This is a genomic window from Nocardiopsis sp. TRM 82005, from assembly GCF_056312425.1.
This window is the reverse complement of sequence record NZ_JBWDTQ010000012.1, coordinates 63,309-76,377: the sequence shown is the minus strand read 5'-3', so window position 1 is coordinate 76,377 and position 13,069 is coordinate 63,309. Positions and strand designations below refer to the sequence as shown.

12 protein-coding genes are annotated in these 13,069 nt (G+C 72.1%); 9 read left to right on the top strand and 3 right to left on the bottom strand.

Annotated features, from left to right (window positions below):
* Positions 1-2 precede the first annotated feature (2 nt).
* The 5 genes from AC0T5L_RS09605 (at position 3) to AC0T5L_RS09585 (ending at position 5,540) form a co-directional block, all read left to right on the top strand.
* Positions 3-1,031, top strand: coding sequence for a Bug family tripartite tricarboxylate transporter substrate binding protein (locus AC0T5L_RS09605; protein WP_476165052.1), 1,029 nt, complete (start codon positions 3-5; stop codon positions 1,029-1,031).
* A gap of 26 nt (positions 1,032-1,057) precedes the next feature.
* Positions 1,058-1,624: a tripartite tricarboxylate transporter TctB family protein gene (locus tag AC0T5L_RS09600; RefSeq protein ID WP_476165051.1), complete on the top strand. Its 567-nt coding sequence runs from the start codon at positions 1,058-1,060 to the stop codon at positions 1,622-1,624.
* 2 nt (positions 1,625-1,626) lie between these two features.
* On the top strand, positions 1,627-3,312 hold the full coding sequence (locus AC0T5L_RS09595; protein WP_476165050.1) for a tripartite tricarboxylate transporter permease: 1,686 nt from the start codon (positions 1,627-1,629) through the stop codon (positions 3,310-3,312).
* On the top strand, positions 3,281-4,660 hold the full coding sequence (locus AC0T5L_RS09590) for an MmgE/PrpD family protein (protein ID WP_476165049.1): 1,380 nt from the start codon (positions 3,281-3,283) through the stop codon (positions 4,658-4,660). The genes AC0T5L_RS09595 and AC0T5L_RS09590 overlap by 32 nt, the downstream gene beginning before the upstream one ends.
* Positions 4,661-4,751: 91 nt before the next feature.
* Complete coding sequence (locus AC0T5L_RS09585; protein WP_476165048.1) at positions 4,752-5,540, top strand: IclR family transcriptional regulator; 789 nt, start codon at positions 4,752-4,754, stop codon at positions 5,538-5,540.
* Positions 5,541-5,676: 136 nt separating this feature from the next.
* On the opposite strand, the gene AC0T5L_RS09580 is transcribed toward AC0T5L_RS09585, so the two are convergent.
* Together AC0T5L_RS09580 and AC0T5L_RS09575 are read right to left on the bottom strand one after the other, a co-directional pair.
* Positions 5,677-6,681 carry a MaoC family dehydratase gene (locus AC0T5L_RS09580; protein ID WP_476165047.1) on the bottom strand — a complete coding sequence of 335 codons (1,005 nt, stop codon included), beginning with the start codon at positions 6,679-6,681 and terminating at the stop codon, positions 5,677-5,679.
* A gap of 100 nt (positions 6,682-6,781) precedes the next feature.
* Positions 6,782-7,663 carry an HpcH/HpaI aldolase/citrate lyase family protein gene (locus AC0T5L_RS09575; RefSeq protein ID WP_476165046.1) on the bottom strand — a complete coding sequence of 294 codons (882 nt, stop codon included), beginning with the start codon at positions 7,661-7,663 and terminating at the stop codon, positions 6,782-6,784.
* 161 nt (positions 7,664-7,824) lie between these two features.
* Here AC0T5L_RS09575 and AC0T5L_RS09570 point away from each other — a divergent pair, with 161 nt between their 5' ends.
* The 4 genes from AC0T5L_RS09570 to AC0T5L_RS09555 all read left to right on the top strand — a co-directional run bounded on the left by AC0T5L_RS09570 (position 7,825) and on the right by AC0T5L_RS09555 (position 12,211).
* Positions 7,825-9,042 (top strand): MmgE/PrpD family protein, encoded by a 1,218-nt coding sequence (locus tag AC0T5L_RS09570; RefSeq protein ID WP_476165045.1) that lies wholly within the window; start codon positions 7,825-7,827, stop codon positions 9,040-9,042.
* On the top strand, positions 9,039-10,223 hold the full coding sequence (locus AC0T5L_RS09565; RefSeq protein ID WP_476165044.1) for a CaiB/BaiF CoA transferase family protein: 1,185 nt from the start codon (positions 9,039-9,041) through the stop codon (positions 10,221-10,223). The genes AC0T5L_RS09570 and AC0T5L_RS09565 overlap by 4 nt, the downstream gene beginning before the upstream one ends.
* 10 nt (positions 10,224-10,233) lie before the next feature.
* Positions 10,234-11,388 carry an acyl-CoA dehydrogenase family protein gene (locus AC0T5L_RS09560; RefSeq protein ID WP_476165043.1) on the top strand — a complete coding sequence of 385 codons (1,155 nt, stop codon included), beginning with the start codon at positions 10,234-10,236 and terminating at the stop codon, positions 11,386-11,388.
* 79 nt (positions 11,389-11,467) lie between these two features.
* Positions 11,468-12,211 carry a GntR family transcriptional regulator gene (locus AC0T5L_RS09555; RefSeq protein ID WP_476165042.1) on the top strand — a complete coding sequence of 248 codons (744 nt, stop codon included), beginning with the start codon at positions 11,468-11,470 and terminating at the stop codon, positions 12,209-12,211.
* 78 nt (positions 12,212-12,289) lie between these two features.
* Here AC0T5L_RS09555 and AC0T5L_RS09550 read toward each other — a convergent pair whose 3' ends face one another.
* Positions 12,290-13,033: a DUF4097 family beta strand repeat-containing protein gene (locus AC0T5L_RS09550; RefSeq protein ID WP_476165041.1), complete on the bottom strand. Its 744-nt coding sequence runs from the start codon at positions 13,031-13,033 to the stop codon at positions 12,290-12,292.
* Positions 13,034-13,069 lie beyond the last annotated feature (36 nt).

Genomic DNA, 13,069 nt, shown 5'->3' with positions numbered 1-13,069 from the left:
TTATGAGTGACCCCACAGGTATCCGATGGAGAACCCCCGCTGCCATCGGTGCGGCGGTCGTACTGACCGTCAGCGGCTGCGGAGGCGGATCCGCGGCGCAGGACGGCGGGATCGACGACTTCACGGGCCAGTCGATTCGCGTCGTCGTCCCCACCGCCGTGGGCGGTGGCTTCGACACCACCATCCGCCAGCTCCAGGGCTCGATCGAGGAGCGCCTCAACGCGCGGATGACGGTGGAGAACATGGAGGGTGCCGCCACCGCCATCGGCACCCAGGCCGCGGCCACCGCCGACGGCGACTGCATGACCCTGATGTTCCAGGGCGTCCCCCACCTCCAGTTCTCCTACCTCACCCAGGAGGTGGACTACTCGCTGGAGGACTTCGCGCCGGTCGGCGGGATCAGCGTCGAGCCCGGTGTCATCCGGGTGAGGGACGACGCGCCCTGGGAGAGCTTCGAGGAGCTCGTCGAGGACGCCCGCGAGCGCCCCGGAGAGATCAAACTGAGCGTCAGCCTGCGCACCAGCAACAACTACGTCGGCATGCTCAGGATCGAGGAGGCCACCGGCGCGGACTTCAACATCGTCTCCTACGACGGGGGCGGCCCCTCGCGCACCGCCCTGATCTCCAGTGAGGTCGACGCCACCCACGCGGGCGTCTTCAACAGCCTCTCGATCGCCGACGAGACCCGCGTCCTGGCCGTCCAGGCCGCCGAGAACCAGTGGCCCGAGGAGACCGACGACGCCCCGACCGTCAACGAGGCCCTGGACACCGAGATCGACGAGAGCGCATCCCACTACTCGCTGTGGGTCCCGGCGGGATGCGCGCAGGACTTCCCCGAGCGCTACCAGGCACTCGTGGACACGCTGCCCGAGGCCCTGGAGGACTCCGACTACCTCTCCGAACTGGAGAAGGTCGAGGAGGGGAACAAGGTCGCCCACCTGGCTCCGGACGAGCTGACGGAGCTGGCCGAACTCAACGAGGAACAGATCCGGTCCATCCTCGACGCATCACCCGACGCCTTCACGGAATGACCGTGGGGACGCGGAAGGAGGGCTTCATGCCTGCCAACGCAACACCCGGGGGAGGGGTCGCCCTGGTCTGGAGGGCGTTGCCCACCCTGGTACCCCTTGTGATCGGGGCGGCTTTCCTGCTCCAGATCGGGAGCCTGCACGGACCCGAGGCCGTCTACCCCGGGGCCCTGGCCGCGGTACTCCTCGCGATCAGTGCCTACAACCTGATCCGGGAGCTGCTCGGCCACCGCCGGGAGGCCTTCGCCAGGACCGGCGTGTCCGTCGGCGTTTCCGGCGAGGCCGCCGGGGCCCGACCGACGGAAACCGCCACCACCACGGAGACCGCCACCGGCGAGGACGAGGCGGAGGAACCCGACCGGCTCACGATCGGCCGTCCCGTGTCCGTGATCGCCCTGCTCGTACTCGCCCTGCTCCTGGTCACACCGCTCGGCTTCTTCGGTGCCGTGCCGGTGCTGGTCGTGGGCGTGCTCGCCGCCACCGGCGTGCGCCGTGCGCTGCCACTGCTGATCGGCACCGCCGCGATCTGGGCCGGCGCCTACCTCGTCTTCGGGATGGCCCTCGACGTGCCCCTGCCCCGCGGGCTGTGGTGGTGACCATGGACCTCGCACCCATCGGCGAAGGCATGGCCATGCTCTTCCAGGCGGAAGCGCTCATGTGGCTGGTCGCCGGACTGTGTCTCGGCTTCGTGGTCGGCGTACTGCCCGGTCTGAGCACCTCCAACACCGCGGCCCTGCTGCTGCCCTTCGCCATCGGACTGCCCACCGAGAACTCGCTGATCCTCATCGTCAGCATCTACGCCGGATCGCAGTTCGGCGCCTCCGTCCCCGCGATCCTGATGAACGTCCCCGGTGAGGCGGGTGCGGCCGTCACCGCACTGGACGGCTACGCCATGACCCGCAAGGGCAAGGCGGGGCTGGCCGTGGGCGTCGCCCGCGCCGCCTCCTCCGTCGGCGGAACCGCCAGCGGACTGGTGGTGCTGTTCCTCCTGGGACCGCTGGCCGTGGTGGCCCTGTCGTTCAACGCCCGCGAGATGCTCGTCGTCATCCTGCTCGGATTCGTCGTGGCCTCCTCCCTCATGGGGGACAACATCCGCAAGGGTCTGATGGTCGGCGTCCTCGGACTCGTCCTGGCCACGGTCGGGGCGAGCCCCCTGACCGGGCAGAACAGGTTCACCTTCGACACGCTCGAACTCTACGACGGCATCGAGTTCATCCCGGCGCTCATCGGGTTGTTCGCGGTCAGCGAGATGCTCTACCTCGCCGCCCGATCGCTCCACGCGCGCCGCAAGGAGCGGATCTCCTACCGGGCCAAGGTCCGCGAGGAGGTCGGGGACGCCCTTCGGGGGGTCCGCGAGATCACCCGCTACCCCGCCACGCTCGGCCAGTCCAGCCTCATCGGCCTCATCCTCGGGCTCGTGCCCGGTGCCGGTACCTCCATCGCCAACTTCATCAGCTACTCCTTCGCCAAGCGCCGCTCCCGTAACGGCCGGAAGTTCGGCACGGGCCATCCCGAGGGCATCGTCGCCTCCGAGGCCTGTGACAACTCCGTGGCCAGCGCCACCCTGGTGCCGACACTGACCCTGGGCATCCCCGGCAGCGCGACGATGGCCGTGGTCCTGGCCTTCCTCTACGTCCAGGGCATCCAGCCCGGCCCCCGCATCCTGGTGACCCACGCCGGGGAGGCCTACGCGGCGGTGCTGGCGATGATCGTGGCCAGCATCCTCATCCTCCCGCTGGGAATCCTGCTGGCCAGCCCGCTCGCCCTGATCACCCGTGTGCCGCTCGGCTACATGGTCGCGACCATCCTGGTGGTCTCCCTGGCGGGCGCGTTCGCGGTGCGGTTCTCGATGTTCGACGTGGGCCTGGCCGTCGCCTTCGGCGTCCTGGGGCTGGTGCTCCGACTGAACGGCTATCCGATCATCCCACTGATCCTCGGGCTGATCCTGGGACCGCTGGCCGAGGAGAACCTCATGCGCTCCCTGGCGCTGGGCGAGAACAGCGTCGCCTACTTCTTCGGCTCGCCCACCGCGATCATCCTGTGGTGCGTGCTGGCCGCGTCCGTGGCCTACCTCCTGGTGCGTTCGCGCAAGGACGCCGCCGCGGGACGGGGCGCGGACGGCGGCGCGGAGAAGGGGGAGGCCGGGACCGGGGTCCCCGGCCCCTCCGGGCACGACGCCCCCACCGACCCCACCGATTCCGCGGGCACCGGGCACGGCACCGGTTCCGCCAACGACAACGAGGAGAGCACCGATGGCGACCACAGCCGCCCCGGCCGTGCCTGAGCACGTCAGCGCCGAGACCGGGGCCCTGGCCGCCCACGTGGCGGACGCGGCCCGCAGGGGCCTGCCGGCGGACGTGCGGGCCAAGACCGGGCTGCACGTCCTGGACACGATCGCGGCCGTCCTGTCGGGCTCCCGGCTCGAACCGGGCCGCCGGGGAGCCGCGCACGCCCGAACCCAGGGCACGGGCACGGCGACCGTCGTCGGAACGGACCTGCGGGCCGTCCCCGCGGCCGCCGCGCTGGCCAACGGCATGTCCGCCCACGCGGACGAGACCGACGACTCCCACGCGGCCTCGCTCAGCCACCCCGGCTGCGGTGTCGTCCCCGCCGCCCTGGCCGTGGCCGAGGACCTGGGCGCGTCCGGTGAGCTGCTGCTCACCGCCGTGGCCGTCGGCTACGACGTGGGCACCCGTGTGGTCATGGCGCTGGGCAGGCCTCCCGTCCTGGCCGAGGGCAGCAGTTACAGCACCCACGCCCTGGCCGGGCAGTTCGGGGCCGCCGCCGCGGCGGCGGTGCTGCACGGCCTCACCGAGGAGCAGGTGCGCTGGGCCCTGTCCTACACCGCGCAGAGCGCGGGCGGGGTGACCAGTTGGCTGCGTGACCCCAACCATGTGGAGAAGGCCTACGTGTTCGGCGGCATGCCCGCCGCCAACGGGGTGCGCGCGGTGGAACTGGTCGCCTCCGGATGCGACGGGGTCCCCGACGTCTTCAGCGGACAGCCCAACTTCCTGGACGCCCTCTCCACGAGGGTCGACCGCTCCCGCCTCGCCTCCGGGCTGGGGGAGAGGTACGAGGTCGTGCACACCAACATCAAGAAGTTCGCGGTCGGCTCGCCCGCCCAGGCGGCCGTCCAGGCCACACTGGACCTGGTCGTGGAACACGGTCTGACCGCCGACATGGTGGAGGGCGTGGAGATCACCCTGCCGCACGACCTGTGCAGGGTGGTGGACGACCGCGCCATGCCCGACATCAACGTCCAGTACCTGGTCGCGGGCACCCTCGCGGACGGGGCGTTCACCTTCGCCATGGCGCACGACACCGCGCGCATGGACGATCCCCTCATCCGCTCCCTGCGCGACCGCACCGCGTTGTCGGAGGACCGTGAGGTCAGCGGGGTCCGCTCGGCCACGGTCGCGGTCACCACCACCGACGGCCGCGAGCTGAGCCGCCACGTGGCGGCCGTGCGCGGCAGCGTGGACGACCCCATGAGCGTGGAGGAGGTCGAGAACAAGGCGGTGGACCTCGTCGAGCCCGTGCTCGGCAGAGCGCGCGCGGACGAGTTCGTCCGGCTTGTATCGTCGTTGCACAGTGTCACCGACGTGACGACGATGCGTCCGCTGCTGTGCTGACCAAGGACCACGCACATTCGTAGAAGCGTCGGCGGCGGCCTCCGTGCGGGGCCGCCGACCGGCACAGCAACAGGGAAGGTACCAAGGGAACATGTCAGGCCAGCAGGGCACGGTCCAGGCCATCGATCGCGCCGTGGCGATCCTTTCCGCCTTCTCTCCGGCCAGACCGGTGGCGAGCGTCTCGGAACTGGCGAGGGCCACGGGGCTCACACGCAGCACCACCCACCGGCTGCTGTCCACACTCGTCCAACACGGCCTCGTGGTGCAGCTACCGCGCAGCACCAGCTACTGCCTGGGCCCGCGCCTGCTCGGGCTGGCCGACACCGCCCGCACCCAGCTCTCCCTCGAACTGCACGCCGAGGAGACGATGACGGCGCTGCGCGACTTCACGGGGGAGACCGTGGGGCTGCACATCATGGACGAGACGCCGGTGCGGCGCACCATCGCCCAGGTGGAGAGCACGCTGCCGCTCCGGCGGACCTACACCGACCTCGGCGCGCCCATCCCGCCGCACCAGGGTGCGCCGGGCAAGCTGCTGCTGGCCTTCGCCTCGGAGGACCTGCGGGAGAAGGTGCTGACGCAGGACCTCCGGTCGGCCACGACCCACGCCCGGATCCCCCCGGAGGAGCTGCGGGCGGAGCTTAACCTCGTCAGGGAGCGCGGCTACGCGGCCTCCATGGAGGAGCGGGTGGCGGGTGTCGCGGGTATCGCCGCACCGGTGCGCGACCACGCGGGCGGGGTGGTCGCCGCGCTGAGTGTGAGTATTCCGGCGGTGCGCACCGACCCGCACGCCCTGGAGAAGCTGGCCCCCCGTATGGCGGAGGCCGCCATGGAGCTCTCCCACCAACTGGGGTACCGCACCGGCGAGCCCGCCGCGTAGGCGGCTTCCCCACGCGCGTCCAACGCGCCCGGCGTGGGCGTGCCCGCTCGCCCACGCCGGAGGGGTGCCCTTGGGGCGGAGCCGGAGGAAGCGCGGAACCGGTGCCGTGGAGAACACGCGCCCATCCGGCCCGAGCTCAGGCCAGCAGGGCCGCGAAGCGCCAGTCGAGCACCTCGCGCGGGGACGCCTCCGCGTCCTCGCGCGCGACCACCCGGGACCGCAGGTGCGCCAGGCGCAGGGACCCCCGCTCGGTGACCCGCTCGGTCTCGACCGTGCTGTGCAGGGTGTCGCCCTCGTACACCGGTCCCACGTGGTCGCACCCGTGCCAGCCGGTCACCGTCACGATCTCGGGGAAGGCCCGGACCGCCTGGGACAGCGCCAGCCCCACCGTGTGGCCGCCGTAGACCAGGCGGCGGTCGCCGGTGGCGGTCACGTCGTGGTGGGCGAAGGCGGTGTTGAGCGTGAGCCGGTCGAGTTCGGTCGCGCCGGAGACCACGTCGCCGCCGGGAACCGGGTGTGGACCGGCGCCCGGGTCGGGGACCGGGCCCGTGCCGCGCATCCGCGCGAGCGGGGCGGGATCCCAGCCGTGCACGGCGAGTGTGAAGTCGTCGGCGGAGGGCGCGTGCCCCAGTGCGGCCATGTCGTCGGTACGGCCCGTGGCGGCCTCGGGATCGCGCAGCGGGATCATCGCGCACCGCCAGAAGTCCAGGACCGGTCGGTTCTCCTGGTCGCGGGTGGTCACCCGCAGTCCCGCCAGGCCGGAGGGAGTACGGCCCGGCCGTGCCCGGTTCTGCTTGAGCGCCACCACCCGGGTGGACGTGGACAGGGTTTCGCCCACCGCCGGGGAGCGGCGCAGCACCAGTCCCCGGTAGAACAGGTTGGCGACCACCCGCCGGGTCACCAGCGTGGAGTGGCCGATCGCCACGTCCCACACCAGCGCCGGGTGCACCGTGCGCGTGCCCGTCACCTCACGGCTCAGCGCCGCGTCCAGAGGCAGCCGCAGCCGGTCGCCGAGGATCGACTGGTGGACGGCGGCGTGGCCGTCGGTGAGCGTCATCGGAGGTGAGGTGTCGAACACGTCGCCGACGGCCAGGTCCTCGAAGTACGGGCCGTCACCGGCGGCGGGGAACGGGATGCTCACACTGTCCTGCCTTCCTGGAGGCGCCGCGCGGGCGCGCGGCGACGGGGTCTCGGGCGAGCGGGCGCTGCGCCCCTGCCCGTAGGGTCTCGCGGCCCCGGACTCAGGCCTTCTCTCGGTCGGCGCGGGCCAGGACGCGGCGGGCGTCCAGCGCCATGGCGGCGTCGACCATCCGACCGTCCACCGACGCGGCTCCCTCACCGTCCTTCTCGGCATGTTCCAGCTGGTCGAGTACCGCGGCCGCGTGCCGGACCTCCGCGTCCAGCGGGGTGAGCATGCGCGTGGCGGTCGCGATCTGGTCGGGGTGGATCACCCACGTCCCGTCGAACCCGGCCTCCCGGGCATGCCGGACCGAGGCCCGGAAGGCCTCGTCGTCGGCGGTGCCCACGTAGGGCCCGTCGACCGCCCGCAGCCCGGCCGCGCGCGCGGCGACGATCACCGCGTCCTGCACGGCGGTCCAGCGCTGGGGGTGCAGCCCCTGGGCGCGGCCCAGCGAGGCGGCCAGGTCGGCGTATCCGATGACCAGCGCCTCCAGGCGGGACGACGCGGCGGTGGTCTCGGGGAGGGCGGCGATCCCGGCTGCCGTCTCGACCAGTGCCTGGACACCGATCCGCGGTCCCGGACCCAGCGCCGCCTCTGCGCCGGTCAGCAGGCGGTCGACGAAGGCGAGGTCGCCCGCGTCCTCCACCTTGGGCACGACCACGGTCAGCCCCGGCCGTCGGCTGGCCGCGCACATCAGAAGGTCCTGGTGACACCAGGGCGTGCCCACCGCGTTGACCCGGACGGCGGTCCGGCCGCGCGCCAGGTGGCGCAGGTAGTGCTCGGCGATGGCGCGCCCGGCGTCCTTGCGGGCCACGGGTACGGCGTCCTCCAGGTCCAGGACGACCTCGTCGACCTCCAACCCGGCGGCCTTGGCGGGCCTGCGCTCGCTGGAGCAGGGCACGCTCAGCGCGGTGCGCACCCCGGCCATGGAATCCTTGTCCACACCACTCACCTCAATATGTACGGCCATTTGGCAGACAATCTGCCAACGCATCCCTGGTGCTGTCAACAGCCTTGAGGAAATTCGCTTCCTTATGCCGTTGACACCGAAAAGCGACTGTGTAAAAAATGGCCGTACAAATCAACCCGCAGAGAGGAGCCGACATGGCCCTCGCCCGTACCCTCGCCGAGTGGGCGCACGAGCTCATGCCCACCGACACCGACCACGCCCTGGCACGTCGCTCGCTGCACGACACACTCGCCGTCACCCTCGCCGCCCGTGACCACGGCCTCCTCCGCCTCACCCGGGGCCTGCCCGAGGAGGCCCGCTGGGCGGCGGTCGGCCACGTACTCGACTTCGACGACCTGCACCTTCCCTCCACCGCGCACATCAGCGTCGTGTGCGTGCCCGCGGCCCTCGCCGTCGGTGGCGGTGAACGCGCCTACCTGGCCGCCGCCGGGGTCATGGCCCGTCTGGGCGCCGCCCTGGGCTGGCGGCACTACACCAGTGGCTGGCACGCCACATGCACCGCCGGAGCCCCCGCGGCCGCGGCGGGGGCCGCCGTCGCCCTCGGGCTCTCCCCCCGGCGGACGGCCACCGCCATGGCCCTCGCCGTCCCCGCCGCCGGAGGCGTACAGCGGGCCTTCGGCACCGACGCCAAGTCCCTGCAGGTCGGCTTCGCCACACACGCCGGCGTCCGTGCCGCCCGCCTGGCCGCCGCCGGAGCCGAGGCCGACCCCAGCGCCCTCGACCAGTGGTTCTCCCTGGTGGGAGGGGACGCCGCGGCCCTGGAACCACAGGCCCTCCCGGTTTCGGGCGAGGCTGTTCCCGGAGGCCTGGCCACCAAGATCCACCCCTGCTGCTACGCCATGCAGCGCCCCATCGAGACCGTTCGGAACCTGCCCGGGCCGCCCGAGCTGGACCCGGCAAGGGTGGAGAAGGTCGTGGTCGAGGCACCCGAGGCCACCCTGCACCCGCTCATCCACCACCGCCCCACCACCGGCCTCCAGGCCAAGTTCAGCCTGGAGTACGCCGTCGCCGCCGCCCTCCTGGACGGCCACCCCGGCTTCGCCTCCTTCACCGACGACGCGGTCCGCCGCCCCGAGGCCGAACGCCTGGCAGGCGCGGTCACCGTCCGCACCACCGACGGGGGCGGGGGCCTGCTCGACGGCTCCACGACCGTCCACGTGCACACCGTCGACGGCGCGTCCCACACCCGCACCCTCGACCTGCCCGCGGGCGCGCCGGAACGCCCCGCCACCGACGCCGAGCTCGCCGCCAAGTTCGCCGACTGCGGCCCCGACGTCCCCGGCCTGCTGAAGGAGACCGCCTGGGACACGGCGGCCGACCTGCTCCGCGCCCACCTCCCGGAGGACCCGTGAACCACCGACCGCTGGACGGCGTCACCGTCGTCAGCCTCGAACAGGCCGTCGCCGCCCCCTTCGCCACCCGCCAGCTCGCCGACCTGGGCGCGCGCGTCATCAAGGTCGAGCGCCCAGGTACCGGAGACTTCGCCCGCCGCTACGACGAGGTGGTCCACGGCCAGGCCAGCTACTTCGTCTGGCTCAACCGCTCCAAGGAGTCCCTCACACTCGACCTCAAGGCCGAGGAGGGCGCACGGATCCTGCACCGGCTGCTGGAGGACGCCGACGTCTTCGTGCAGAACCTCGCCCCCGGCGCGGCCGCACGCCTGGGCCTGGGCGCCCCCGCCCTCACCGTCCGCCATCCCGGGCTGGTGTGCTGCGACCTCTCCGGCTACGGCAACGACGGGCCTTGGGCGGACCGCAAGGCCTACGACGCCCTCGTCCAGGCCGAGGCCGGGCTCATGGCCGTCACCGGTACCCCCGACACCCCGGCCAAGGTCGGTGTCTCCGTGGCCGACGTCGCCGCGGGCATGTACGCCTACTCCGGCATCCTCGCCTCCCTCTACACCCGCGCCACCACCGGGACCGCGCCCCCCGTGGAGGTCGCCCTCTTCGAGGCCCTCGCCGAGTGGATGTCCGCGCCTTCCCTCTACACCCGCCACGGGAGAGCGGCCCCGGGCAGGGTCGGCGCCGAACACGCCACCATCGCCCCCTACGGCCCCTTCGACTGCGCCGACGGCGGCACGGTCCTCATCGCCGTCCAGAACGAACGCGAGTGGGCGTCCCTGTGCGGCCGGTTCCTCAAGCGCCCCGAACTCACCGACGATCCCCGCTTCGAGCGCAACTCCGCCCGCGTGGCCCACCGCGACGAGCTCAACGCCCTGATCCGCGAACGCTTCGCGCGCCTGACCGCCGACGAGGCCACCACCCTGTTGGACGCCGCCTCCATCGCCAACGCCCGCCTCAACTCCGTCGGCGAGTTCAACGAACACCCCTCCCTGGAGGGGCGCGAACGCTGGCGGGACGTGGACGTTCCCGGCGGCCGGACCCGCGCCCTGCTGCCCCCGGCCTCCCTGGGCGGTGTCGAACCGCGCATGGACCCGGTCCCCGCGCTGGGTGAACACACCGACGCCGTCCTGAACGGCATCGGATACGACGACGACACCATCGCGCGCCTGCGCGCCGAAGGCACCATCTGAGAGGCACACCGTGAACGAACTCGACCCCGACGAACAGCTCGTGGTGGACACCGTCGCCGACTTCGTCGACAACGAGGTGCGCCCCGTGGCCCGCGAACTCGAACACGCCGACACCTACCCGGCAGAGCTCATCGAGCGGATGAAGGAGCTGGGCGTCTACGGCCTGGCCGTCCCCGAGGAGTTCGGCGGCACACCCGTGTCCATGCCCTGCTACGTCCATGTCACCGAGGAACTCGCGCGAGGATGGATGAGCCTGGCCGGGGCCATGGGCGGGCACACCGTCGTCGCCAAGCTCCTCACCGAGTTCGGTACCGACGACCAGCGCGAGCACTACCTGCCGCGGATGGCCACCGGCGAGCTGCGCGCCACCATGGCCCTGACCGAGCCCGGGGGCGGTTCCGACCTGCAGGCCATGACCACCGTCGCCCGTCGTGACGGGGACGGCTACGTCGTCAACGGCACCAAGACGTGGATCACCAACTCCCGCCGCTCCGGACTCATCGCGCTGTTGTGCAAGACCGACCCCGAGGCCCGGCCCCGCCACAGCGGCATGTCGATCCTCCTGGTCGAGCACGGTCCCGGCCTGACCGTCTCCCGTGACCTTCCCAAGCTCGGCTACAAGGGGGTGGAGAGCTGCGAACTGTCCTTCACCGACCACCGCACCGGTCCCGACGCGCTCCTCGGAGGAAAGGAGGGACAGGGCTTCCGGCAGATGATGAAGGGACTGGAGACCGGGCGGCTCCAGGTGGCGGCCCGTGCTCTCGGCGTCGGCCGGGCCGCCCTGGAGGACTCCCTGCGCTACGCCCAGCAGCGCGAGTCCTTCGGCAGACCCATCTGGAAGCACCAGGCCGTGGGCAACTACCTCGCCGACGGCGCCGCCGGGCTGGAGGCGGCACGCCAGCTCACCCTGTACGCGGCGCGCCGCCACGAGGGCGGTCTGCGCTGTGACATGGAGGCCGGGATGGCCAAGCTCGTCGCCTCCGAGACCGCCATGGAGGTCGCCCTCAACGCGGTACGCGTCCACGGCGGGTACGGCTACTCGACCGAGTTCGACGTCGAGCGCTACTTCCGCGACGCGCCGCTGATGATCGTGGGGGAGGGCACCAACGAGATCCAGCGCGACGTCATCGTCCGCCAGCTGGTGGAACGGCACGGCGCCGACTGACCGCGTCCCGCCCGACCACGGTCCTCCGCGCAGCGGGGACAATGGGGGAAAGGCACACGGGAAGCAGGGGTCGGGGCGGATGACGGTCAGCAACGGGCAGTCGGCCTACCAGGTGGTCGCGCGGGAACTGCGCGCGACCGTCCTGCGGCGTGACGCCGAGGACGCCTCCCCCCTGCCCACCGAGGCCGAACTCGCCCGCCGGCACGGGGTCAGCCGTCAGACCGTCCGGCGGGCCTTCCAGGACCTGGTCGCCGAGGGTCTGGTGCACCGGGTCCGGGGCAGGGGGACCTTCCCCGCACGCGAGGGTGGCCGTTACCTGCGCCAGTTCGGGTCCATCGACGACCTCATGGCCCTGTCCGAGGACACCCGCATGCGGGTGCTGCGACCGCTGCGCCGACGCGTGGACATCGACAGTGCCGGGCGGCTGCGCCTGGACTCCGACGCCGTCCACACGGTGGAGTTCGTCCGCGAGCACGGCGGACAGCCGTTCTGCGTGACGACGGTGCACCTGCCCCCGGCGGTGGGAGCCCTGCTCGGCGACGTCCCCGACCTGACCGAGGAGGGGCGCACCAGCGCGGTCACCGTCATCGGCCTGCTGGACCCGCGTCTGGAGCATCCCATCGCCGAGGCCGAGCAGAGCATCACCGCCTTCGGCGCCACCGGGGACGTGGCCCGCGACCTGGGCTGTGAGCCCGGGCGCCCGCTGCTGCGGGTGGACCGCACCTACCTGGACGTGGCCGGAACCCCCGTGGAGCTGGCCACCAGCTACTTCCTGCCCGAGCACTACTCCTACCGCGTACGTCTGCGCCGCACCGCCCACTGACCGGGTCCGGCTGTGCCAGGCGTTCGGACGGCCACGACGCCTGCCGCCGCGCGAGGCAGCGCGCCCATGGGGCGCCACTCAGTCGGCGGGGAGCAAACGGACACGGCCGCCGTCGGCCCGGGCGTAGACCTTGTGCGGGCTGTCGCCGTCCGTGTCCACATCGGTGACGACCTCACCGCTGCCGGAGGCGTCCACGTCGTAGGCGGCCTCGGGCAGTTCCAGCGTCGCGGACCCCTGCTCCGTGGTCACCCAGACGTCGTCGGGAGCACTGATGAAGGACACGTCGATCCTTCCGTTCCCGGTACTGGCCCTCAGGCTGGGCGAGCGCACCCCGCCGGCGCGCAGGTCCCCCTCCTCACTGCTCATGATGAGGGGACCGGAGACCCTCTGCACGTTCACCGACCCCTCGACGGTGCTGACCGCCAGCGGTTTTCCGAACGCGGTGGCCTCGACACTGCCGTCGCCGCCATCGACGGTCAGCGAGATGCCCTCGGGGACGAGTACCTCGTAGCGGACGTGGCATTCCTCCCCCTGGCCGCACTTGAACAGCAGTGACAGGGTTTCCCCGTTGAGCCCCCAGGTGGCACCGGGTCTGCCGATGACGGACCGGTCCGACACCCAGCGCTTCACCTGGATCTCGTTCTTCTGCGTGGGGGTCACCTCCAGGTCGCCGTTGTCCACCATGATCGTGAGCTGGTCCGACCCCGGCATGAAGGAGCGCTCCTCCAGTTCGGGATCCTCAGCGGGGGAGGCGCATCCGCACATGAGCAGCAGGGCCACCACGACCGCCAGCAGGGTACGGGCGGTGATCCTCGCGGCCATGGGGCCTCCTCGGCACGGGGCGGCGGCGAGTCCGGT

Excerpts from the sequence above, each read along its gene's own strand:
- AC0T5L_RS09590 (WP_476165049.1), top strand. The coding sequence starts at position 3,281 with ATGGCGACCACAGCCGCCCCGGCCGTGCCTGAGCACGTCAGCGCCGAG.
- AC0T5L_RS09605 (WP_476165052.1), top strand. The coding sequence starts at position 3 with ATGAGTGACCCCACAGGTATCCGATGGAGAACCCCCGCTGCCATCGGT.
- AC0T5L_RS09600 (WP_476165051.1), top strand. The coding sequence starts at position 1,058 with ATGCCTGCCAACGCAACACCCGGGGGAGGGGTCGCCCTGGTCTGGAGG.
- AC0T5L_RS09570 (WP_476165045.1), top strand. The coding sequence starts at position 7,825 with ATGGCCCTCGCCCGTACCCTCGCCGAGTGGGCGCACGAGCTCATGCCC.
- AC0T5L_RS09550 (WP_476165041.1), bottom strand. The coding sequence starts at position 13,033 with ATGGCCGCGAGGATCACCGCCCGTACCCTGCTGGCGGTCGTGGTGGCC.
- AC0T5L_RS09595 (WP_476165050.1), top strand. The coding sequence starts at position 1,627 with ATGGACCTCGCACCCATCGGCGAAGGCATGGCCATGCTCTTCCAGGCG.
- AC0T5L_RS09585 (WP_476165048.1), top strand. The coding sequence starts at position 4,752 with ATGTCAGGCCAGCAGGGCACGGTCCAGGCCATCGATCGCGCCGTGGCG.
- AC0T5L_RS09555 (WP_476165042.1), top strand. The coding sequence starts at position 11,468 with ATGACGGTCAGCAACGGGCAGTCGGCCTACCAGGTGGTCGCGCGGGAA.